The sequence below is a fragment of the Pseudomonas sivasensis genome (assembly GCF_013778505.1).
In the GTDB taxonomy this organism is placed as follows: domain Bacteria; phylum Pseudomonadota; class Gammaproteobacteria; order Pseudomonadales; family Pseudomonadaceae; genus Aquipseudomonas; species Aquipseudomonas sivasensis.
Genome location: NZ_JAAOWU010000003.1, coordinates 461,792 through 484,218, shown reverse-complemented (window position 1 = coordinate 484,218; position 22,427 = coordinate 461,792). Strand labels below are relative to the sequence as shown.

The following is a 22,427-nucleotide window of genomic DNA, read 5'->3' as shown; positions in this document are numbered from 1 at the left end:
CTCAATCTCCTTGGGCAATTTTAGACACCACTACACGATCAAAACCATCCTGAATACTAGGCAGCGGCTCTTTATCGAAGCTTCGAAATTCAGGAGCGGGAATCTGGCCATACAAAAAGCCGCGCTGGGCTTTGATAGTTGCCTCGCTGTCACAATACGGAACGAATATCTCGAGTGGCCTTGCATCGACCAAACCACGGACGAAGTCCCGAATTTCGGATCTGGATGCAAGAGGCAAATCAATTACTACAACAGCGTCATCCTCTGGACGAAAGTTCTTCTCGACAAACTTATCGAACGACGAAATGAAACGATTCTGAAAAATCACAACCCTGACAAGACCTTTCTTCAGGAATTTTTGTAGCTTCTCCTTTAGCTTACTGACTGCGAGAGTCTTATCTCCGTAATAACCAGCCAGGTCTTGAGTCTCTGAATATCTGGCCACAGCATCCCGAGTATCTAACTGGAACTTCATAATCATGGACTCAGGCTTGCCCTGCTGCTTTACAGCGCTGCTCAAACCACGGTTTTCTGATAGTTCGAGTTCCTTCTCTAAGAGATTTCGCTTGAGAATCTCATTATGGAGCGCTTTCTTCTTTAGTTCGTTAGTAAGCTCTCGGGAGTGATGGATTAGCACGTCACCATTCATGAGGGTCGTTAAAAGATTCCCCTCAAGCTTCTGGTGCTCTTTCTGCTGGTTTTCCTTCACATACCTCAGCTCGGCTTGCGCCTCTCTAACCAATTTCTGGCACTGGATGATTGTTTTACTGGCATCAGCTTGGTCTCCGACCAGCAACTCATCAACATTCCTGGCCCCAGTCAGATACGGCTTGAGATGGCTATAAAATTTATGAAAAGCCTGGCGGGAGATTTCCGCGCGGGCGCAAACCTCGATCATAGTAAGGCGCTCTGAAGAGCCGCTAAGGTAATGATCACAGATGATTTTTTTGAGCCGCTGTTCAGTGCTAACTGCAGTCATTATCGCTTTCCCCTGTTCTTCTGTCGTTTACGTGAACGGCTGATCATGATTGCGAAACCTCACGCTCGATAACAGTTGGTTTAGGGTGCAGCAACTCTTCAAGCAGTTTCTCATTAATGCTGATCTTTTGATCCAGCTCAAATTGGGCGGCGTAACTGAGCTTTCTAGAGGATGACCTGATCGTCTTGTAAAACTTTAAATTCTGTTCGATAGAACCTTGAGCAGAACCTAGCACTAAATTGCGAGAACAATGAATATGACAGCTCGATACGTCCGGGCTTACTGGATAAATCAGATTCGCCCGATTAGCGATGCACGGAGGTAGAGACTCGCCTGCATGAATAAGTCCGCTCATACAAAACGTACTAAGCGTCGTACGTTGAACCAAGACAGCCTCACCGCCTTGAAACATATGAGAGACATACTCGAGAACCGTAAGCTTCAAAAGTTTCCCGACAAAAATGTCCGGCCTACCAGCCATGCGACCAGCAAGACCATTGGCAGCCTCTCCAGCATAAACGCCGGAATTGATAGATTGGAGAATATCAACAAAATCTTTGGCGAAGTGCTCTCTCAAGGTCTCGACAACAGATGAAACCAAGAAGGGGTTCCTTGCAATATACCGTAGCCCCATGACATAACTTGAATGACCAAAAAGCATCCGAATAATATCAATATTACGTTCAGACTTATTAATCAATATTTCGGCTATCGTTTTCCGAAAGCGATGAATATGGAGACCGTCAACACCAACTTCCGCAGAGAGATTAACGGCAACCTTAGTGATCATCCTGTCCACTTGATTCATCTCATGGGTCGGAATTACAGGCTGGAATAAGTAACCCTTCAGCATGTACTTATCAAACTCTCTAAGCTTCTTGTAAGAAGCGATGGCATCTCCTAGGTAGTCCGGGAGAGGAATCTCATCAGCCTCCCCAAAATAATTGGGATCTTCGCTGGTTTTATACCTGACAAAAGAAACATACCAGAGACCATCACTTTCCTTCTTGTAAACGTCGTCGAACTGGAGCGGAGCCAACTCACGCCTGCGCAGCCCTGTCATTAGACCGAAGAGAATGAAGATTGCGTTTCGCACCCTATCTACGGCGTACATAAATCCTTTTCGCCACGTGTATAGATTCGTGTCATATGACCGGATTTTACCACCACCACCCTTTTGTTTTAACGTCTGAACAGTATGCGAAAACCCAACGATCTCAACGCCGTCTACTTCCTTACCAACCACTGCCTCAAATTCTAGATCGCGTTTTCCATAACTATAATATTTTTTATCCATCTCAGGCCGCGCATTACAATATTCCAACACCTCATTAATTACCGGAACACCCTTATCAATCCAAAAGAAAGAATAAGTTAACAGGTCGCGCAATTCATCTTCGGAAAAAGGCTTCCAGCCTACAAACGAGACACGAATAACCTCCTGGATATCTTTTCGGCGCGCTATGGTATCAACATCGTTCAAATCTACCTTTAGGCATAACTCTTCAGGAATCAACTTTTCGACGGACAAAAAAATCCAGAAATTGATATGGAAAAATAACAACCAATAAGCACGCATCACTCCGGAGTCCCGCGCATCATCTAATGCAGTATTCAAAACTCCTGCAGTGATGACACCGATATGTTCGGGAGAAGCATCTAAAAAATTCGCTTCAAAAATATGCCGCTGTACGTAACGAAACCCATCACTATAAGTTTCAGTCGAACGAAAACTTCGAATCGTACCGATCGGATGTAGGTGGGGTATAAAGTGGTAACATATAGCTCGCTTCAACTCTTGCAAATCACTCCGAGCACGATCGATATAAACCTCAATATCCTTAAAGCCTTCGGATCGCAACAACACCCATCGCATTTCGCCATAATTGGAATACTCTGAAACAGGGAAACATCCATTAGGGGACACAGCTAGCTTCGTCACCAACCCGCTCAGCTGCTGCTTGCAAACTCCTTCGGTTCCACCATGAGATGCCTCATACAGCTCGGAGAAGTAGGCATCGGCCGCATCAGACGCTTCGCGCTCAATCTCATCCAAAATGGACTGAAAAGAATCATCGTCACCTTGAGCATTATTTTTAGACACAAGTTAATCCTCAATGTAGGCGATGAGTGAGCGCATATCAAACGGCAGTAACGCCTCGTATCCCCTCATGTAAACAAGCGCTTCAGCAATCGCAGATTGGTTTCCCCAAATGCTAAGGAGATATTCCAAAATTTCAATTTCATCTTTGTGCACCTCAAGGCGTCCTTCGTCCGCCTCGACCGCGCGCTGAAGTGTTGATAACCGCTCCATTAGGAAAGGTAATGAGTCGCCAAGCACGTAGATACGACTGCAAGATAAACACTTATCCAGTCGAGTACATCGCTCGTTCTTGGATAGCTCAACAGCATCTGGATAATCTGGCTTACTCGAGTCTATACAAGCCCACAGGGCACGCTCATGCCCCATGATCGTAAAAATACGAAAGGTGGGATCAGCCGACTTCGCCCGAACAGTGCTACCGACAATTCCGTGAAACTTATGACTTCGGAATTTTTCCATCAACTCTTCCTGAATGCTCCGATAGCGCACCTTTCTATCCTTGATAGCCATGGCTGAACTGTCGTAATGAGCACTCGTGGTCTCGAGGCTGGAATGGCCAAGTTGCAGGGCGGTTAGCGATAAGGGATGCTTGGTTTTTTTGGCGTTGTAGTATTCCCACGTCACCCTAAGCCGCCCCTCCAGGTCAATCGCGCTTGTAAGTGGCACACCGGCGTCCACCAGTTGGTGTTTGCCCAAAAACTCAGCGACACCAATGTTCCAATATTTCTGATTTTTCAGCGAGTTTACTCTGATATCAGGGCCGGACTCTTTGATTTGCCAGTCAGATTCATGCTCAGATAGACATAGGAATATCGACCATCTCAGCGGATCATCCAGGGCGAAACTGTCCGAGCTATTCACAACTTCAGCGAGAGGTTCTGACAGAGTCTTAGCAAGCTCCATCAAGTTAAAAATGGAGTACCTATCCGATCTGGTTGACATTGCTTTTGCGAGTTTTGGAGACGCATAGTTTTTGTTAGCAGATTGGGATTTTTCTTTTTCAGATACAACAAGAACCACATCAGAATGCGCAACCTCAGACATAGGGTGCAGAAAGTGATTTTTATCGATGGCTATAACTGTCTCTTTGTTCCAACTCGACTGTCGCTGAATGAAAAGCCCCAGAGTTGCTTGATTTTGTGCAGTAGGATAATACATTCGCACCAGATCATCATAAGCAATTGAGTCTGGGGTTTGCTTTCTGAGAATGGAATAACTATAAGGCAGACAGCAACTTAATACAAATTCGCTAGGACGGGTTATTGATTGTACATATGGTATTTTTCGGATTTTTTTGCGCAATGCCGTAGAGTCGGATTTAGTCACCCTAAATGGGTAACCATCCAACATAAGAGTCTTCAATGCTCGAGCAGGATCAATAACCCATTCTGATTGTTTACTGATCAACAAGAGCTCTGAGATCAAAGGACGGATTTCGTCCAAGCGATATGGTTCAGCGAGTTCAACCTGCTTGCGAAACTCAAGCATGAATCGCATATTATCAACTTCCGACCGCATCGATTCATAAAAACTGGCGTCGGCCGCCTCATCGAGTGGCTCTCTCACCTGAGTTTTAATCAATACGCTAGGCAACGTTAACAGTGGAAGACCATCATCGTTGTGGTTTGCCACTTTTAAAACTGCGGATCTTATGCTTCTCGCAGGATAGAGAGTTTGGCCATTGCGCCGCAACCTATCCATAAAAAGCTTAAACTGTTCAACACCGATATCCCCAACCCCCTTTAGATGAAGGTCAGGGTGGAGCTTATTATTGTGATCTTGCCTGAAATCTAGAAAATCCTTTATCGCCGAACGCAGAGCATACCCTTTCGAATAACTGACATCTGGGACATATTTTATAAACACGTAGTGAAAACCGCAGCACAAAGCATCCGTAAAACTGAACAGCGGATGCTCTATATAATTTGCGAGGATGACCTTTGCATCTGCGGACGTCGCTGATAGCTCAGCGTGATACATGGAGAGGTATCGCATATATGGCTCCTTGTTATGCCAAGCGAGCCAACAACTCCTCTACTACCGCTCTTATGTCTGCAGCAACAGCCTCAAAGCTTTGAGAGGCGTCCACAACCGCAAAGGTGTCTGGATTTTCCTGGGCTTGGACTAGAAAGCCATGACGAGCACGCGATAGGAACTCAGCCTTCTGCAACTCCATCCTGTCCAAGACCTCTCCCCGGCCGGCCACACGCTGCATGCCTACCGCAGGATCGATATCTAAAATGATATTCAAGTCAGGCTTGAAGCCACCCAGAGCGATCTCATTGATCGCCAGTACACGATCCAATGGCAGACCTCGACCAAAGTGCTGAAATGCGATGGTGGCGGGTGTGAAGCGGTCACAGATCACAATCGCTCCACCCTCAATGGCTGGGATAATTTTCTCTTGAAGGTGCTGAGCCCTAGCAGCGGCAAACAGAAGCAGTTCAGTCGTATCGCAAAGCTCAGGGGTGGATGGATCAAGTACCACCTCTCTGATCTTTTCTCCAATCGGAGTTCCACCAGGCTCACGCGTCACTAAAACGTGATGACCAGCCTCGCTCAACCACCCGCTGAGATGCTTGATCACCGACGATTTACCAGCTCCGTTATTACCGTCGCAGACGATCAGGCATCCATTTGACATTGAGATTCACCACTGCAGAAAGACTTAAGTGGTTTACATGATGGAGACGAGCCAGATAGGCGTCAAGGACTAAAACGCAGGTGCAAAAAGGGCTGTAAGCCGTATCACCAAAATAATTACCCTATATGGGTAGTTTACATTTTTATAGAGGAGACTATAACGACACTGGTTTACGTTGAACCACAAAGAGATATAAGGCGCCTTCCGGGCCTTCCAGGGTAATAAACAAGCCAGTCACAGGCAGTCCTTAGTCAGAGTCATTGCGGGCTTTGCGGCGCGGTGGTGTCCAGCACGGGCTCGGCGGGCGCTTCCGTTGGCGGCGTTGCATCTTCCGGCGGTTTTACCACCGGTGCCGGACTCGAGCGGTAATCGGCACGGCGTTTGAGCTGGAACTCACGCACGGCGGCATTATGCGCACCCAGGTCATCGGAGAAAATATGACTGCCATCGCCACGGGCGACGAAATACAGGCTGCTGCCAGGCACCGGGTTCAATGCGGCATGGATAGCCTCGCGGCCGACCATGGCAATTGGCGTCGGCGGCAGCCCGGCAATCATGTAGGTGTTGTAAGGGTTGGGTTCCTTGAGGTGAGCGCGCGTCAACTTGCCGTTATAACGCTCACCCAAGCCGTAGATCACCGTAGGGTCGGTCTGCAGCAGCATGCCGATCTTCAGACGGCGGACGAACACACCGGCAATCTGGCCACGCTCCTCAGGCACACCGGTCTCTTTTTCCACCAGAGACGCCATGATCAGCGCTTGATAAGGGTCGGTGTACGGCACATCGGGGGCGCGCTTGCTCCATTCCTGGGCCAGTACGTCGTCCAGGCGGTTGTAAGCTTTTTTAAGGAATTCGACGTCGGTCATGCCGCGCACGAATCGATACGTATCCGGGAAGAATCGCCCTTCGGGAAACACCCCAGGGTGACCAAGTTTCTCCATCACTTCGCTGTCACTCAGGCCGGAGAGGCTCTGTACGATCTTTTCATGCTTGGTCAGGGCCGAACGCACTTGGCGGAAGTTCCAGCCTTCCACCAGTGTCAGACTGTATTGCACCACGTCGCCACGCTGCCACAGGCCGATCAGGCCTTCGGCGGTCATGCCGGGCGTCATGCGGTATTCGCCGCTATGCAGCGGTTGGCCGTCGAGGTTGAAGCGCCAATACAGACGCAGCCAGAAGGCTCCATCGATCACGCCGTCGGCTTCCAGTCGGTTGAAGGTGCCGGTCGGAGTCGCCCCTGCCGGCACATCGAGCAACTGCTCTTGGGTCAGATTCAGCGGCTGCTTCAAGGCAGCGTCGTATTTCCAGGCGCAGACCCCCAACAGCAAAGCCGCCGAGAACAGACCGATCAGCAGCAGTACAACCAGTTTTCGTATCAACTCAGATATCCAATAGCGCGCGAACAATGCCCTGCAGTTTACGGGTGAGCGGCCCAACCGGCCAGCTCATCGCAGCACAGCCGCGCACCGGCCAAATGCCATACACGCTGTTACAGACAAAGACTTCGTCGGCCTGCCGCAGTTGCTCGACAGTGATGTCGGCCACGGCCACCGGGATGCCCAGCAATTGTGCCTGGTCCAGGATCTCGGCACGCATCACGCCCGCGACGCCGCAACGCTTCAGATCGGCGGTTAGTAACAAGCCGTTACGCACGAGAAACAGATTGCTGAATACGCCCTCAATGACGCGGCCGGACATATCAAGCATCAAACCTTCGGCATGTTCGACATCTTGCCATTCGGCACGCGCGATCACCTGCTCCAGGCGGTTAAGGTGCTTCAGCCCGGCCAGCAAAGGCTGCTCGGCCAAACGGGTAGCGCACGGAAACAGGCGAATGCCGTCGGCTCCATGGGCGTGGGGATAGGTGGCGGGCGGACTGCCCTGCAGGATACGGCGCACAGGTGCGTCGGGATTGATGCCGTAACCGCGCAGGCTGTCGCCACGGGTAAGGATCAGCTTGAGGACACCGTCACCGAGGGCGGCGGCATAGGCAAGCACTTCGTTGCGGATCAACCCGAGATCGACCACGAACGCAAAGCGCCTGCAGCCCTCATCAAGGCGCTGCAGGTGGCGGTCGAGTAGCAGGGGCTGCCCGGCCTTCACGGCGACGGTCTCGAACAGGCCATCGCCATACGCCAGGCCGCGATCTTTCAGGGGCACGCTGTCCGCTGGCTGACCGTCGACCCAGCTGTGCATCACTCGGCGTACCGGCGGAACACCAGGGAACCGTTGGTGCCACCAAATCCGAACGAGTTGGAGATCGCAACGTCGATCGGCATCTGTTGCGGCTCGTGCGGTACGAAGTTCAGGTCGCAGCCTTCATCCGGCTCATCCAGGTTGATGGTCGGCGGAGCGACCTGATCCTTGATGGCCATCACGCTGAAGATCGCCTCGACCGCGCCCGCCGCACCCAGCAGGTGACCGGTCATGGACTTGGTGGAGCTGACAGCCAGCTTGTACGCGTGCTCGCCGAACACCGACTTGATGGCCTCAGCTTCCGCCAAGTCACCGGTCGGGGTCGAAGTGCCATGGGCGTTGATGTAATGCACCTGATCGACATTGACCTTCGCATCACGCAATGCGTTGGTGATACAGCGCGCAGCGCCGGCACCGTCAGACGGTGGCGAGGTCATGTGGTAGGCGTCGCCGCTCATGCCAAAGCCGATCAGCTCGGCATAGATGGTGGCTCCGCGCGCCTTAGCGTGCTCCAACTCCTCCAGCACCAGGGCACCAGCACCATCGGACAGTACGAAGCCGTCACGACCCTTGTCCCACGGACGGCTGGCGCGGGTCGGCTCGTCATTGCGGGTCGATAGCGCACGGGACGCGCCAAAGCCGCCCATACCCAGGCCGCAGGCTGCCATTTCGGCACCGCCGGCGATCATCACGTCGGCTTCGTCGTAGGCAATGTTGCGCGCTGCCATGCCGATGCAATGCGTGCCGGTGGTGCACGCAGTAGCGATGGCGTAGTTCGGTCCCTGTGCACCCAGGTGGATGGACAGGAAGCCGGAAATCATATTGATGATCGAGCCAGGCACGAAGAACGGTGAAATTCGTCGAGGGCCAGTATCGTGCAACGTGCGGCTGGTTTCTTCGATATTGGTCAGACCGCCAATACCAGACCCCATCGCCACGCCGATGCGCTCACGGTTGGCATCAGTGACTTCCAGGCCGGCGTTACGCACTGCCTGAAAACCGGCTGCCAGGCCGTATTGAATGAACAGGTCGAGTTTGCGGGACTCTTTGATCGAGAGGTATTCCTCGACATTGAACCCCTTTACCGAGCCGCCAAAACGGGTGGAATAGGCAGAAAGGTCCGTGTGTTCGATCAGACCAATACCACTGCGGCCAGCCAGAATGCCCTGCCAACTGCTCGGCACATCCGTACCCAGTGGCGACAACATACCCATACCGGTGACTACGACGCGTCTACGCGACACAGCACTCTCCTTTTTCTAATGACGACACTTTGCTTCAGAGCTTACTTTTTCATCACCGCTAAAGAAAAAACCGCACGCCGTTACAGCAGTGCGGTTTTCCCTAACAGCAAGCGACGACTACAAACTATTACGCCTGGTGGGCAGTAACGTAGTCGATAGCAGCTTGAACAGTAGTGATTTTTTCAGCTTCTTCGTCCGGGATTTCGGTCTCGAATTCCTCTTCCAGAGCCATCACCAGCTCAACGGTGTCAAGGGAATCGGCACCCAGGTCTTCTACGAAGGAAGCAGTGTTGGTCACTTCTTCTTCTTTGACGCCCAGTTGCTCGGCAACGATTTTCTTGACGCGCTCTTCGATGGTGCTCATACCTTGTTTAACTCCTAATGGACAAATTCAGGCAGCTGGCCAGTGGGTAAGTGTATAGAAAGCCTTTTCAGCTTTTCAACTGAAAGCTTCACCCTGTACCCGGTCCGCCACCTGCCTATAAATTAAGTTGCAGCTTTATAACGGATTTTAGACAGCTCGTATGACATTTTTTTGAAGCGATCCGTCACAATTTAACTCATGTACATCCCGCCGTTCACCGGGATTGTAGCCCCAGTCACGTATGCCGCACCGTCGGATGCCAGGAAAGTGACCACATTCGCGATCTCTTGAGCCTGGCCCAGACGGCCCAGCGGAATCTGCGTCAGCAAGCCTTCACGCTGTGCTTCCGGCAGTTCGCGGGTCATATCGGTGTCAATGAACCCTGGGGCCACCGAGTTGACCGTAATCGACCGCGAGCCGACCTCACGTGCCAAAGCACGACTGAAACCTTCCAGACCAGCCTTGGCAGCTGCGTAGTTTACTTGGCCTGCGTTGCCCATGGCACCCACTACGGAGCCAATATTGATAATTCGACCCCAACGAGCCTTGGTCATGCCGCGCAAAACGCCCTTGGACAGGCGAAACAGACTGTTCAGGTTGGTATCGACCACGTCGTACCACTCGTCGTCTTTCATACGCATCATCAGATTGTCGCGCGTGATACCGGCATTGTTCACCAGAATAGCCGGTGCGCCGAACTGTGCAGTGATCTCGGCCAATACAGCAGCCACAGACTCATCGCTGGTCACGTTCAGCTCAAGGCCAGTGCCTTGAACGCCATTTTCCTTCAGGGTCGCGGCGATACGCTCGGCGCCCGAAGCGGAAGTGGCGGTGCCGATCACAACGGCACCCTGACGGCCCAGTTCCAGGGCGATAGCCTGGCCAATGCCACGGCTCGCGCCGGTAACCAGTGCAACTTTACCTTGCAGACTCATGCAGGCTTCTCCTAAGTTCGGGGATCAGGCCAGCGCCGCACGAGCGGCAGCGAAGGCATCCGGGGTATTGAGGTTGGCAGTCGACACGCCGTCGGCGCAACGCTTGTTCAGACCAGCCAGGACTTTGCCTGGGCCGCACTCGACCAGCTCGGTGGCGCCGTTGGCGGCCAGGGTTTGGACCGACTCGACCCAGCGCACAGGCTTGTAGAGTTGCTCCAGCAGGTCCCGCTTGAGCGTGTCGAGGTCGACCGCCACGGCCGCGCTGACGTTCTGCACCAGGGGAATTTGCGGTGCCTGCCAGTTGATGGCTGCGATGGACTCGGCAAAACGCTCGGCCGCCGGGCGCATCAGCTCGCAGTGGGACGGCACGCTCACCGGCAACGGCAGCGCACGCTTGGCGCCACGCGCCTTGCAGCCTTCGATGGCGCGCTCGACTGCCGCCTTGGCACCGGCGATCACCACCTGGCCAGGGGAGTTGAAATTCACTGCGCTGACCACTTCGCCCTGGGCCGCTTCGGCGCAGGCTTCGATCACCACGGCGTCGTCCAGACCCAGAATAGCGGCCATGCCGCCCTGCCCGGCCGGAACGGCTTCCTGCATCAGTTGACCACGACGCTCGACCAGCTTGACCGCTTCGGCGAGGGTCAGGCTGCCCGCAGCAACCAAGGCGCTGTATTCGCCCAAGCTGTGACCGGCGACGAACGCCGGGCGCGTGCCACCTTCGGCCAGCCACAGGCGCCACAAGGCGATCGAAGCGGTCAGGATGGCCGGTTGCGTTTTATCGGTTTGATTGAGCTGCTCTTCCGGCCCCTGCTGGGTCAGCGCCCACAGGTCGTAACCCAGGGCCTCGGAAGCTTCCTTGAAGGTATCCAGGATCAGCGGGTATTGCGCGCCCAGCTCGGCCAACATGCCGAGGGACTGCGAACCCTGCCCTGGAAAGACGAATGCGAGGGATGTAGACATGTAACAAGCCCCTAATGATCTGGTCGTCAAAAATGCGCGCGCCGACTATGGGAGCGCGCGAAACTGACAGATTGGATGGTCAATTGAACTGGCCGGTCACATTTAAGCACTCCCGAGCCAATTCGCCTAAGGCAACAGATCCTCAAGACGGCCGTGCAAGCGTTGCGGCAGGTTTTCCTGAATCTCGATCAAGGCCCGCGCAATAGCACTTTGAAAGCCTTCAACACCGGCTGAACCGTGACTCTTCACCACAATCCCCTGCAACCCCAGAAAGCTCGCACCATTGTGCCGCGCCGGAGCCAGGTCGGCCTGCAGACGCCGCATCAACGGTAGCGCCAGAGCACCTACGATGCGCGATACCAGATTACGCCTGAACAACGTCTCAATGCGCACAGCGATCATGGTCGCCAGGCCTTCGCTGGATTTAAGCAGGATATTGCCGACAAACCCATCGCAGACCACCACATCCGCTTCGCCGCGGTAAACACCGTCACCCTCGACAAAACCGATGTAATTCAAGCCCCGCGCGCCCTGCAACAGACTGGCGGCAAGCTTGACCTGCTGATTGCCCTTGATGTCTTCAGTGCCGATATTCAGCAAGGCCACACGCGGCCGGGCTATACCCAGCGCTTCTGCGGCCACCGAGCCCATCACGGCGAACTGGAACAAGTGCTCGGCACTGCAATCCACGTTCGCACCTAAGTCCAGCAGTTGGCAGTAGCCTTTCTGCGTTGGAATCGCCGCGACCATCGCGGGCCGGTCTATGCCAGGCAGCGTCTTGAGCACATACCGTGACAGTGCCATCAACGCCCCGGTGTTACCTGCACTGACACAGGCTTGCACCTTGCCATCACGCAATAACTTCAAGGCCACTCGCATTGAAGAGTCAGGCTTGCCGCGCAGGGCCGAAGCAGGCTTGTCATCCATGCTGATGGTTTCGCTGGCCGGCGTAATCGTCAGGCGCGCGCGATCCACAACCGGATGGCTGGCGATCAATTCTTCAATGAGTGAGGGTTGACCGACGAGGGTCAGGTGCAGCGAGGGCGTAGCAATCAGGCTGGCAATGCAGGCCTGAACAATGCTGCGGGGACCGAAGTCCCCGCCCATTGCGTCAATCGCGATGACTTGAGCAGACAAGTGATTACTCGTCAGCGCCCTTGTCGATCACTTTACGGCCACGGTATACGCCTTCTGGCGATACGTGGTGACGCAGGTGAATTTCACCGGTGGTTTTTTCTACAGACAGAGTGCTCGCCGTCAGGGCATCGTGCGAACGACGCATGTCACGGGCGGAACGGGATTTTTTGTTCTGCTGAACAGCCATAATTGATTAACTCCTAAACGTTTGGGTCACGCTTTAACTGCGCCAATACACTGAACGGGTTGGACCGCGTTACCTCGTCCTCGCTCGGCTCGGCCTCGTCATCGAGACCCTCCGGCTGCTGGCATTCTTCCGGATGATGAGCAGGCACAATGGGCAAGGCGAGCAGAAGCTCTTCCTCGATCAGTGCATGCAGATCCAAAGGATCTTCGCCCAGTTCCAGCACGTCATAACCTTTCGGCAACGACTGGGTATTCGCACCCTCCTTTACCACGGCATAACTGCACTCGCTGTGGATCGGCAGGGTGACCAGCTCAAGACAACGCTGGCAAACCATTTTGACCTCGGTGTCGATAAAGCTGTGGATTACCACAGATTTACGTTCATCTCGCTCAAAAACGAATTTGGCCTGCACCGTACCGACAGTGTCGGAAAGCGGGTCGCAGAGTCTCTCCAAATCGGCCAGCAGCAATTCACCTTGAAGGGAAGTGCCACGATCAGCCAATTTGCGCGGGTCAACGTGAGGTGGAATCGGGTCATTCAACATAGGCGCAGCATTATAGGGATGCACCCAGCCATGTCAAAGGAAATTCAGCCCTGTGCGTCAGCCGGTCGCCCCGCTAGAATCGGCGACTGCCTTGAGGAGTCGTACATGCTGCCTTTATTACTCGCTTCCAGCTCGGTTTATCGCCGGGAATTGCTCAGTCGCCTGCACCTGCCATTCATCTGCAGCTCGCCGGATATCGACGAAAGCCATGCTGCAAATGAGTCCGCCATCGAGCTGGTCAAGCGCCTGGCCGAAGCAAAGGCGCGCGCCCTCGCCGCCAGCCACCCAGGACACCTGATCATCGGTTCAGACCAGGTCGCCGCACTGGAAGGCCGCATCATCGGCAAGCCTCACACTTTCGAAAATGCGCGTGAGCAATTATTGGCCGCCAGCGGCAAGCGTGTCAGCTTCCTCACCGGCCTGGCCCTGCTGAATAGCGAGACGGGGCACTGCCAGGTCGACTGCGTGCCCTTTACCGTGCACATGCGCGAGCTGGATGCAGCGCGCATCGAGCGCTACCTGCGTGTCGAACAACCATATGACTGCGCGGGCAGCTTCAAGGCGGAAGGGCTGGGCGTGAGTTTATTCCAAAGCACCGACGGGCCAGATGCGACCAGCCTTGTCGGCTTACCGCTGATTCGCTTGGTAGATATGCTACTCAGCGAAGGCGTGCAAGTCCCTTAAGAACACCGCAAACCAAATGCGGGAGAGGGTTTTCCCCGATAGAAGCGTATCAGCCAACCTTGGATTGACTGATCCACCGCTATCGGGGGGCAAGTCGAATCGTCGCACCGCCCCTCCTACATTTTGACCTACGACAGACTTGAGATATTAGCGCAGCGTCGGCCCCTGGAAGCCCATGTACAGCGCCAGCTTCTCAGCCACGCTGGCACCGAGCTTCTTGGAGAAGCGATCAAACGGCGATTCCTCAACCGTGAAATCCACCAACTCCTTCTCGCCAATCACATCCCGCGCCACCGAACTGGCACTGCCCAGGCCATCGATCAAACCCAGCGGCAACGCCTGCTCACCGGACCACACCAGCCCCGAGAACAGCTCGGGATGATCTTTATCCTTCAGACGATCCCCGCGCCCCTGCTTCACACTGGCGATGAACTGGCGATGAGTGGTATCCAGCACGCTCTGCCAGAATTGTGTTTCATCGGGCTTTTGCGGCTGGAACGGATCCAGAAACGCTTTGTGCTCGCCCGAGGTGTAGGTGCGGCGCTCGACACCCAGCTTCTCCATAGCGCCAACAAACCCATAACCGGCCGCGGTCACACCAATGGAGCCCACAAGACTGGCCTTGTCGGCATAGATCTGATCAGCGGCACTGGCGATGTAATAAGCACCCGAAGCACCCAGATCGGAAATCACGGCGTACAGCTTGATATCCGGGTGCAGGCCACGCAGGCGGCGAATCTCGTCATACACATAACCCGATTGCACCGGGCTGCCGCCCGGGCTGTTGATGCGCAGTATCACCCCTTTGACCTTGGGATCTTCGAACGCAGCACGTAGGCTGCCGACGATGTTATCGGCGCTTGCCGGCTCCTTGTCGGCAATTACACCGCGCACCTCGATCAGCGCGGTGTAGTTCGCGCCACGGGTTGCGCTCTTTTCCATATCCATCAGCGGACTGAACAGCGCCAGCATGAGCAACAGATAAGTAAAGGTCAGCAGCTTGAAGAAAATCCCCCAGCGCCGCGCACGACGCTGCTCCTGGACGCTGGCCAGGAGCGTCTTCTCCAGCAGCTTCCAACTCTTGTCGTCACCGCTTCCAGCCTTTTCAGGCGCTTTCCACTCGTCACTCATGCCATCAACCCCAGCAAAAACTTATTGAGCCCGACCGAGCCAGGCCTGCAATTCAGAAAAATGATCAATCGTGACCCTAGGCTCGTATTGCTGTAACGCCTCAGCGGACTGGGCACCATAGCTGACTGCAACGCTGTCCATGCCGGCGTTGCGCGCCATCATCAGATCGAAGGAAGCATCACCCACCATCAGCGCCTCACGCGGCGACACGCCGCAATGGGCAAGGATCTGCTCCAGCATCAGAGGGTGAGGTTTGCTGGCGGTTTCATCCGCAGCACGGGTGATGTCGAAGTAATCTTCCCAACCATGAGCCTTGAGCACCCGATCCAGCCCGCGACGAGCCTTGCCGGTAGCAACTGCCAAGTGGTAGCCCTGCGCCCGGAACGCCGCCAGCGATTGCACAACGCCCTCAAACAGCGGCGAAGGCTCTGCCTCCAGCGCAATGTAGTGATCAGCGTAATGCTCGCGAAACGCTATCAGTTCAGCGTCACTGATTTCGGGATACAGGGTACGGATGGCTTCAGGCAGCCCCAGACCAATAATGCCCTTGACCGCCTGATCGCTGCATAACGCAAAGCCTGAACGGGTGGACGCCATGTGCATCGACTCGACAATGCGACCAATGGAGTTGGCCAGCGTCCCATCCCAATCAAAAATCAGCAACTTGTAATCAAGGTGCGACACTCAAACGCTCCACGGTCTTGGCCCACATCTCATCGACAGGCGCCTGCAACTTCAGCTCGCCACCATCAGGCAGCGGCACAGTCAGCATGTAGGCATGGAGAAACAGGCGTTTACCGCCCAAGTCTCTAATTTCCTTGGAAAAGTCTTCGTCGCCGTACTTGGTATCACCAGCAATGCAATGGCCCGCATGCAAGGTATGCACGCGAATCTGGTGGGTACGCCCAGTGACCGGTTTGGCCTCGACCAGGGTGGCGAAGTCACCGAAGCGGCGCAGCACCTTGAACAGGGTCAGGGCTTCTTTACCCTCCTCGTCCACTTCGACCATGCGCTCGCCCGAGCGCAGATTGCTCTTCTGAAGCGGCGCGCGAACGCTTTTGATTGAGCTGGCCCAGTTGCCACGCACCAACGCCATGTAGCGCTTGTCCACGCCATCACCCCGCAGGGCGGTGTGCAGGTGCCGCAACATGCTGCGCTTCTTGGCGATCATCAACAGGCCGGAAGTATCGCGATCCAGGCGATGGACCAGTTCCAGTTCCTTGGCATCCGGGCGCAACTGGCGAAAGGCTTCGATCACCCCAAACGTTAGGCCGCTGCCACCATGCACAGCAATGCCACAGGGCTTGTTGATCACGATTAGTTTGTTGTCTTCAAAGACAATCGACGCCTCAAGGCGCTGCAGCAGCCCTTGAGCGAGGGGAACAGGCTCGTCCCGCTCAGGCACGCGCACTGGCGGCACACGGACGATATCGCCCGCCTGAAGCTTGTACTCGGGCTTGATACGACCCTTGTTCACGCGCACCTCGCCTTTACGCAAGATGCGGTAAATCAAGGTCTTGGGCACGCCTTTGAGCCTGGCCAGGAGAAAGTTGTCGATGCGTTGGCCGGCATATTCCGGCGAGACCTCAAGCAGCTGGACGCTGGGGGTCTGGGGGGCGGTAGTCGTCATGGCGGCGATGATAACAATTTTTTATGGAATTGAAGCACTTAATCATTGCTGCTATAGTCGCGAACGCCGCCAAAAGCGGCCTGGACAGAGGACTTGCGGCAAGCTGCCGGCCCTGACCATCGCAATTCATCAGGACGCGAGGCCGTCCTACGGGGCTTTCGCCACCCTGGAAGGTTCGAGATTGTAACAAGCGCAGGTGACATGAGGCCTGAAGCGAGTGCAGAAAGCAGAGTGAATACTCGCATTCTGCGCCGATATTTACGGCCAGTTCACAAAGTGCAGTCAGTCTTGTACCAGACCACGGCGAATGCTTCGGAAACAACGCCTGTTAAGAGCTGAGTGAGAGCGCAGTCGCCCACATTCAGTCTTGTTTAGCCATGAGCGTGAACTCCCCATTGGAGTACACGGTAAATGCCAACCCGCTGCGGATTCTGCGCGCGGCAGCACCCGAATTATCAGGGATACGTGTAGGGTGGAGATGCACAACCGTCGGACCGTGTAGCACTAGGCTTATATTTAGACGCTTCATCTCGTCCACAGTCGCCGGTTGATTCCTCCTCCTGACCTTAGCTTTTGTTGAAGTGGTGCCTTTGTCACCACCGCTAACAAGCAGGACGCGTCCGTCGCGATACCGGCCCAATTGGCCGATTTTGCTGGACACTGGAGTGGCCAACCACTCTTGACGCACCTGACACCGACCGTGAGAAGTCGTGTGTGCCGAACGCCGTTTCCGGCAGCCCGGAAACCGACGGTACAACATGAAAAGAATGCTGATTAACGCAACTCAACCCGAAGAGTTGCGTGTTGCACTGGTAGATGGCCAACGCCTCTACGACCTGGACATCGAATCCGGTGCGCGCGAGCAAAAGAAGGCCAACATCTATAAAGGCCGTATTACTCGCATCGAACCAAGCCTTGAGGCTGCCTTTGTCGATTTCGGCTCCGAGCGCCACGGCTTCCTGCCCCTCAAAGAAATCTCCCGCGAATACTTCAAGAAAGCCCCCGAAGGCCGCGTGAACATCAAGGACGTCCTGAGCGAAGGCCAGGAAGTCATCGTCCAGGTCGAAAAAGAAGAACGTGGCAACAAGGGCGCCGCCCTGACCACCTTCATCTCCTTGGCCGGCCGTTACCTGGTGCTGATGCCGAACAACCCACGTGCCGGCGGCATTTCCCGCCGCATCGAAGGCGAAGAACGCAACGAACTGCGTGAAGCGCTGAACGGCCTGATCGCACCGGCCGACATGGGTCTGATCGTGCGCACTGCCGGCCTGGGCCGCAGCAGCGAAGAAATGCAGTGGGACCTCGACTACCTACTGCAACTGTGGACCGCTATCAAAGAAGCGTCCCTGGATCGTTCCGCGCCGTTCCTGATCTATCAGGAAAGCAACGTGATCATCCGCGCCATCCGCGACTACCTGCGCCAGGACATCGGCGAAGTGCTGATCGACAGCGTTGAAGCCCAGGACGAAGCCCTGACCTTCATCCGCCAGGTGATGCCGCAGTACGCCAGCAAGATCAAGCTGTACGAAGACAGCGTTCCGCTGTTCAACCGCTTCCAGATCGAAAGCCAGATCGAGACCGCTTTCCAGCGCGTCGTAGAACTGCCTTCCGGTGGCTCCATCGTGATCGACCCGACCGAAGCACTGGTGTCCATCGACATCAACTCGGCGCGCGCCACGAAGGGTAGCGACATCGAAGAAACCGCCCTGCAGACCAACCTGGAAGCGGCTGAAGAAATCGCCCGCCAACTGCGCCTGCGTGACATCGGCGGCCTGATCGTGATCGACTTCATCGACATGACCCCAGCCAAGAACCAGCGCGCCGTGGAAGAGAAAGTCCGCGAATGCCTGGAAGCTGACCGTGCCCGCGTGCAAGTCGGCCGCATCTCGCGCTTCGGCCTGCTGGAAATGTCCCGTCAGCGCCTGCGTCCATCCCTGGGCGAGAGCAGCGGCATCGTCTGCCCGCGTTGCAACGGCACCGGCATCATCCGTGACGTTGAATCGCTGTCCCTGGCGATCCTGCGCCTGATCGAAGAAGAAGCCCTGAAAGACCGCACCGCCGAAGTCCGCGCGCAAGTGCCGATCCCGGTCGCCGCTTTCCTGCTGAACGAAAAACGCAACTCGATCACCAAGATTGAACTGCGCACCCGTGCCCGTATCGTCATCCTGCCGAACGATCACCTCGAAACGCCGCACTTCGAAGTACAGCGCCTGCGTGACGACAGCCCGGAAGCCCACAGCGGCCAGTCCAGCTACGAAATCGCTGCTGCCGCTGCCGAAGTGGAAGAAGTCCAGCCAGCCGCCGCGACCCGCACTCTGGTTCGCCAGGAAGCTGCCGTGAAAACCGCGCCAGCCCGTGCCAACGCACCAGTGCCGGTTGAAGCTGCCGCACCAGTTGCTGCACCAGCCGCCATGCCTGAGCCGAGCCTGTTCAAAGGCCTGGTGAAATCGCTGGTCAGCCTGTTCGCTACCAAAGAAGAGCCTGTGGCCCCGGTTGTAGTTGAAAAACCAGCCTCCGAGCGCCCGGCACGTAACGAAGAACGTCGCAACGGCCGTCAGCAGAGCCGCAACCGCAACGGTCGCCGTGACGAAGAGCGCAAGCCGCGCGAAGAACGTGCACCGCGTGAAGAACGCGCGCCACGTGAAGAGCGTGCGCCTCGTGAAGCCCGTGAAGAAACACCAGCCGTAGCCCGTGAAGAACGCGCACCGCGTGAAGAGCGCGCACCTCGCACCCCACGTGCTCCGCGTGAAGATCGCAAGCCACGTGGCGAGCGTGAGGAACGCGTACGTGAACTGCGTGAGCCGCTGGACGCTGCGCCAGCCGTTGCTGCTGCCGCTGCTGCGACTACCGAAGAGCGCCCGGCCCGCCAGCCGCGTGAAGAACGCGCCCCCCGTGAAGAGCGCCAGCCGCGCCCTCCGCGTGAAGAGCGTCAACCACGCGCCGAGCAAGCTGCTTCCGCCAGCGAAGAGGAAGAAGTACTGACCGGCGAAGAGCAACTGCAGGAAGATGGTCAGGACAACGCCGAAGGCGATCGCCCTCGCCGCCGCTCCCGTGGTCAGCGTCGTCGCAGCAACCGTCGCGAGCGCCAGCGTGATGCCAACGGCAACGTAATCGAAGGCTCGGAAGAGACCGGCGAGAACGCTGAGGGCGCAACCAACGAAGCTAACGAACCGACGGGTGCCGAACTGGCTGCCGGCCTGGCCGTTACTGCTGCCGTTGCCAGCTCGGTCATCAGCGCTCCTGCTGAAGCCCAGGCTCACGAGCAAGCTGAACGCGCTACTGCAGCCGTTGAAGAAACCGCTGCTGTAGAAGCACCAGTTGCCGAGACCCCAGCGGTTGAAGCATCGGTCGTTGAGGCCCCCGCTGTTGAGGCAACTACCCCGATCGAAGCCCCAGTGGTTCCGGAAGTGGAAGTAGCCCCGGTTCGCGACGCCCAGCCAGAAACCGAAGCGGTCGCCATTGAACCTGCGCCGGTTGTTGAACCTCAGCCAGTGGTTGAAGCCGTAGTTGAAGCTCCGGCTGTCGAAGAAGCTGCCCCAGCGGTGCGTGAAGTTCGCGAAGAACAGACCGCCTTCCAGTGGACTGCCGAACCTGCCGCCCCGGTCGAAGCTCCCGCGCCTGCGCCTGTTGTAGAGGAAGCGCCAGCACCGGTGGTTGAAGTCGTGGTTGCCGAGCCTGCACCAGTGGCTGTTGAAGCCCCGGTTGTTGCTGAAGTTGAAGCACCCGTGGTTGAAGCTGCTCCTGCCAGCGCCTTGAGCGAAAACGGCCGTGCGCCGAACGATCCACGTGAAGTGCGTCGTCGCCGCAAGGAAGCTGAGGCAGCCGCCGCTGCTGCTGCCGCCGCTCCGGCTGTAGTCGAAGCTGTCGAAGCGCCTGCTCCGGTTGCTGAAGCCGTGGTAGAGCACAAGGCCCTGGAAGAAGAGCACGAGCCTAAACCCCTCGTCTGATTCCATCAGCCACTAAAAAGCCCCGCCTGAGTGATCAGGCGGGGCTTTTTTTGTCTGCCGGTCAGCGGTAATGCAACAACGCGGGCACATCCACATCCCACAACACACCGGGATCCTCCACCCGCACCGCCTTCAAAACAGCCTGTACAAATAACGCTTTGGCACCACGATCGCCACTCAGCGCCATCAAGGCGGGCCCAAATGCACGGGCAAAGGCAACCGGGTGGCCATACTGACCGGCATGTACCGGCACATTGATGCTATCCAGGCCGTCTATCACGCGCTCGATCGTCGACGCTTGAATAAACGGCATATCCCCCAGTACCACCAGCCAACCCTGCGCCGAAGCACTGGCCGCGACAGCTGCGGCAATACTGTCGCCCATGCCAGCCGACTGCAGCAGCAAGACCTTGCAGCCATACACCTTCGCCAACCGAATGACCTCCGAACGATCCGGCGAGGTCACCACCCAGCGCTCCACTACGTCTTCCGGCAGATTCAACAGCACCTGCTCGATCACCGGTCGCGTCACGCCATCGCGACCTACACAGAGCGCCAGCAGTTTATCCTGGTCGGCCCCAGCCTCTGCTCGGAAGCGGCTGCCCTGCCCTGCCGCCAGCACAATCGCCGTCACGGTCACTCAGCTACCACCGGCAAAGGCTTTTTCTGCATAGGCGCCACGCCGTTCTTGATTGCGACAATTTCCGCCATCAGCGACAGCGCGATTTCCGCCGGCGTATGGCTGCCGATATGCAAACCAATCGGCCCATGCAAGCGGGCAATCGCCTCCGCCGACAAACCCAGTGCGGCGAGGTTTTCACGGCGCTTCTGGGTATTGACCCTTGAACCTAGCGCGCCGATATAGAAGGCATTGGAATTCAACGCCGTCAGCAACGCCATGTCATCCAGCCGCGGGTCGTGTGTGAGGCAGACAATCGCCGTGCGTTCGTCGGTCTGGATATTCAACACTGCCTCATCAGGCATACCCGGCACAAAGCGGCCATGTTGCTCTTCCCAGCCATACACGAACTCTTCGCGCGGGTCGCAGATCAGCACTTCGAAATCCAGCAAACGCGCCATTTCCGCCACATAGCGCGACAGTTGCCCGGCGCCGATCAGCAGCAGGCGCCAGCGTGGTCCATAGATGGCGCGCAAGCGTTCACCGTCGAAACTCACCACATCAGTCTTGCTCGCGCCGCTCAGGGTCACTTCGCCGGTAGCAAGGTTTAGCTCCCGAGCAACAATCTGATGATCCTCGCAGCGCGCCAGTAACTTCTCTACCCAGCCCCAGTCATCCACCCTCTCCTCGGTCAAGCGCAGCGTGCCGCCGCACGGCAGCCCAAAACGCGCAGCTTCGTCGCGTGTAACGCCGTAGGTCACCAGTTGTACCGGCGGGCCGTCATCAGGCAAGCGGCCGTCCTGCAACCGCGCGATCAAGTCATCCTCGATGCAACCACCGGAAACCGAGCCAATCACCACGCCGTCGCCCCGCAGGGCTAGCATTGCCCCCGGCGGACGCGGTGCACTGCCCCAGGTCTGGACCACGCTGTACAACACCACTCGCTGTCCAGCGCGGCGCCATTCCAGTACGCTGCGCAGGACATTCAAATCCACACTGTCCATTCAGTCTCCCGCCAGCGTTGTTGATGAAGTATTCATTTACTGTAAAGCAAAGCGATTCAAAAGTGGCCGAGCAGAAACGCAAACGCCCCGAACCAGTCGGGGCGTTTGCGTATAG

The 22,427-nt window shown here is 56.2% G+C and carries 20 protein-coding genes; 2 read left to right on the top strand and 18 right to left on the bottom strand.

All coding sequences use genetic code 11. From position 1 onward, the window contains the following. Position 1 precedes the first annotated feature (1 nt). The 13 genes from G9Q84_RS08590 to G9Q84_RS08530 form a co-directional block, all read right to left on the bottom strand. A complete protein-coding gene (locus G9Q84_RS08590; protein WP_181643136.1) occupies positions 2 to 979 on the bottom strand; it encodes a hypothetical protein in 978 nt (325 codons plus the stop codon). Positions 980 to 1,022: 43 nt separating this feature from the next. Continuing rightward, positions 1,023 to 3,083, bottom strand: coding sequence for a tyrosine-type recombinase/integrase (locus tag G9Q84_RS29600; protein WP_181643135.1), 2,061 nt, complete (start codon positions 3,081 to 3,083; stop codon positions 1,023 to 1,025). A gap of 3 nt (positions 3,084 to 3,086) precedes the next feature. Next, positions 3,087 to 5,078: a hypothetical protein gene (locus G9Q84_RS08580; RefSeq protein WP_181643134.1), complete on the bottom strand. Its 1,992-nt coding sequence runs from the start codon at positions 5,076 to 5,078 to the stop codon at positions 3,087 to 3,089. Positions 5,079 to 5,091: 13 nt separating this feature from the next. Further along, positions 5,092 to 5,727, bottom strand: a complete 636-nt coding sequence (gene tmk / locus G9Q84_RS08575; RefSeq protein WP_181643133.1) for a dTMP kinase — start codon at positions 5,725 to 5,727, stop codon at positions 5,092 to 5,094. A 257-nt stretch (positions 5,728 to 5,984) separates the two neighbouring features. Then, a complete protein-coding gene (mltG, locus tag G9Q84_RS08570; protein ID WP_181643132.1) occupies positions 5,985 to 7,106 on the bottom strand; it encodes an endolytic transglycosylase MltG in 1,122 nt (373 codons plus the stop codon). A gap of 1 nt (position 7,107) precedes the next feature. Next, entirely contained in the window at positions 7,108 to 7,923 is an 816-nt protein-coding gene (gene pabC / locus G9Q84_RS08565; RefSeq protein WP_122756362.1) for an aminodeoxychorismate lyase, read from the bottom strand. Beyond that, complete coding sequence (gene fabF / locus G9Q84_RS08560) at positions 7,923 to 9,167, bottom strand: beta-ketoacyl-ACP synthase II (RefSeq protein ID WP_122756361.1); 1,245 nt, start codon at positions 9,165 to 9,167, stop codon at positions 7,923 to 7,925. Before fabF ends, pabC begins: the two co-directional genes overlap by 1 nt. 127 nt (positions 9,168 to 9,294) lie before the next feature. Continuing rightward, positions 9,295 to 9,531 carry an acyl carrier protein gene (gene acpP, locus G9Q84_RS08555; protein WP_010566559.1) on the bottom strand — a complete coding sequence of 79 codons (237 nt, stop codon included), beginning with the start codon at positions 9,529 to 9,531 and terminating at the stop codon, positions 9,295 to 9,297. A gap of 191 nt (positions 9,532 to 9,722) precedes the next feature. Beyond that, a complete protein-coding gene (gene fabG, locus G9Q84_RS08550; protein WP_032886802.1) occupies positions 9,723 to 10,466 on the bottom strand; it encodes a 3-oxoacyl-ACP reductase FabG in 744 nt (247 codons plus the stop codon). 24 nt (positions 10,467 to 10,490) lie between these two features. Beyond that, entirely contained in the window at positions 10,491 to 11,429 is a 939-nt protein-coding gene (gene fabD, locus G9Q84_RS08545) for an ACP S-malonyltransferase (RefSeq protein WP_122756360.1), read from the bottom strand. 126 nt (positions 11,430 to 11,555) lie between these two features. Then, positions 11,556 to 12,566 carry a phosphate acyltransferase PlsX gene (plsX, locus tag G9Q84_RS08540; RefSeq protein ID WP_181643131.1) on the bottom strand — a complete coding sequence of 337 codons (1,011 nt, stop codon included), beginning with the start codon at positions 12,564 to 12,566 and terminating at the stop codon, positions 11,556 to 11,558. A 4-nt stretch (positions 12,567 to 12,570) separates the two neighbouring features. Next, on the bottom strand, positions 12,571 to 12,753 hold the full coding sequence (gene rpmF / locus G9Q84_RS08535; RefSeq protein WP_008152339.1) for a 50S ribosomal protein L32: 183 nt from the start codon (positions 12,751 to 12,753) through the stop codon (positions 12,571 to 12,573). A 13-nt stretch (positions 12,754 to 12,766) separates the two neighbouring features. Then, the gene (locus G9Q84_RS08530) at positions 12,767 to 13,297 is read right to left on the bottom strand and encodes a YceD family protein (protein WP_032886799.1); all 531 of its coding nucleotides are present in this window, start codon (positions 13,295 to 13,297) and stop codon (positions 12,767 to 12,769) included. A gap of 105 nt (positions 13,298 to 13,402) precedes the next feature. On the opposite strand from G9Q84_RS08530, the gene G9Q84_RS08525 reads away from it, so the two are divergent. Continuing rightward, positions 13,403 to 13,981 (top strand): Maf family protein, encoded by a 579-nt coding sequence (locus tag G9Q84_RS08525; RefSeq protein ID WP_122681225.1) that lies wholly within the window; start codon positions 13,403 to 13,405, stop codon positions 13,979 to 13,981. Positions 13,982 to 14,128: 147 nt separating this feature from the next. On the opposite strand, the gene G9Q84_RS08520 is transcribed toward G9Q84_RS08525, so the two are convergent. The 3 genes from G9Q84_RS08520 to rluC are packed head-to-tail and all read right to left on the bottom strand — an operon-like array spanning position 14,129 to position 16,742. Continuing rightward, positions 14,129 to 15,112, bottom strand: a complete 984-nt coding sequence (locus tag G9Q84_RS08520) for a S49 family peptidase (protein ID WP_122756358.1) — start codon at positions 15,110 to 15,112, stop codon at positions 14,129 to 14,131. A 21-nt stretch (positions 15,113 to 15,133) separates the two neighbouring features. Continuing rightward, positions 15,134 to 15,796 carry an HAD-IA family hydrolase gene (locus tag G9Q84_RS08515; RefSeq protein ID WP_095185671.1) on the bottom strand — a complete coding sequence of 221 codons (663 nt, stop codon included), beginning with the start codon at positions 15,794 to 15,796 and terminating at the stop codon, positions 15,134 to 15,136. Next, positions 15,783 to 16,742, bottom strand: a complete 960-nt coding sequence (rluC, locus tag G9Q84_RS08510; RefSeq protein ID WP_032886795.1) for a 23S rRNA pseudouridine(955/2504/2580) synthase RluC — start codon at positions 16,740 to 16,742, stop codon at positions 15,783 to 15,785. Before rluC ends, G9Q84_RS08515 begins: the two co-directional genes overlap by 14 nt. Positions 16,743 to 17,500: 758 nt before the next feature. Between rluC and rne the strand changes: the two genes are divergently transcribed. After that, complete coding sequence (gene rne, locus G9Q84_RS08505) at positions 17,501 to 20,689, top strand: ribonuclease E (RefSeq protein ID WP_420875410.1); 3,189 nt, start codon at positions 17,501 to 17,503, stop codon at positions 20,687 to 20,689. Between the two features lie 61 nt (positions 20,690 to 20,750). On the opposite strand, the gene G9Q84_RS08500 is transcribed toward rne, so the two are convergent. Beyond that, the gene (locus tag G9Q84_RS08500) at positions 20,751 to 21,329 is read right to left on the bottom strand and encodes an NTP transferase domain-containing protein (RefSeq protein WP_122756355.1); all 579 of its coding nucleotides are present in this window, start codon (positions 21,327 to 21,329) and stop codon (positions 20,751 to 20,753) included. Beyond that, the gene (locus G9Q84_RS08495) at positions 21,326 to 22,312 is read right to left on the bottom strand and encodes an XdhC family protein (RefSeq protein WP_095185674.1); all 987 of its coding nucleotides are present in this window, start codon (positions 22,310 to 22,312) and stop codon (positions 21,326 to 21,328) included. The genes G9Q84_RS08500 and G9Q84_RS08495 overlap by 4 nt, the downstream gene beginning before the upstream one ends. Positions 22,313 to 22,427 lie beyond the last annotated feature (115 nt).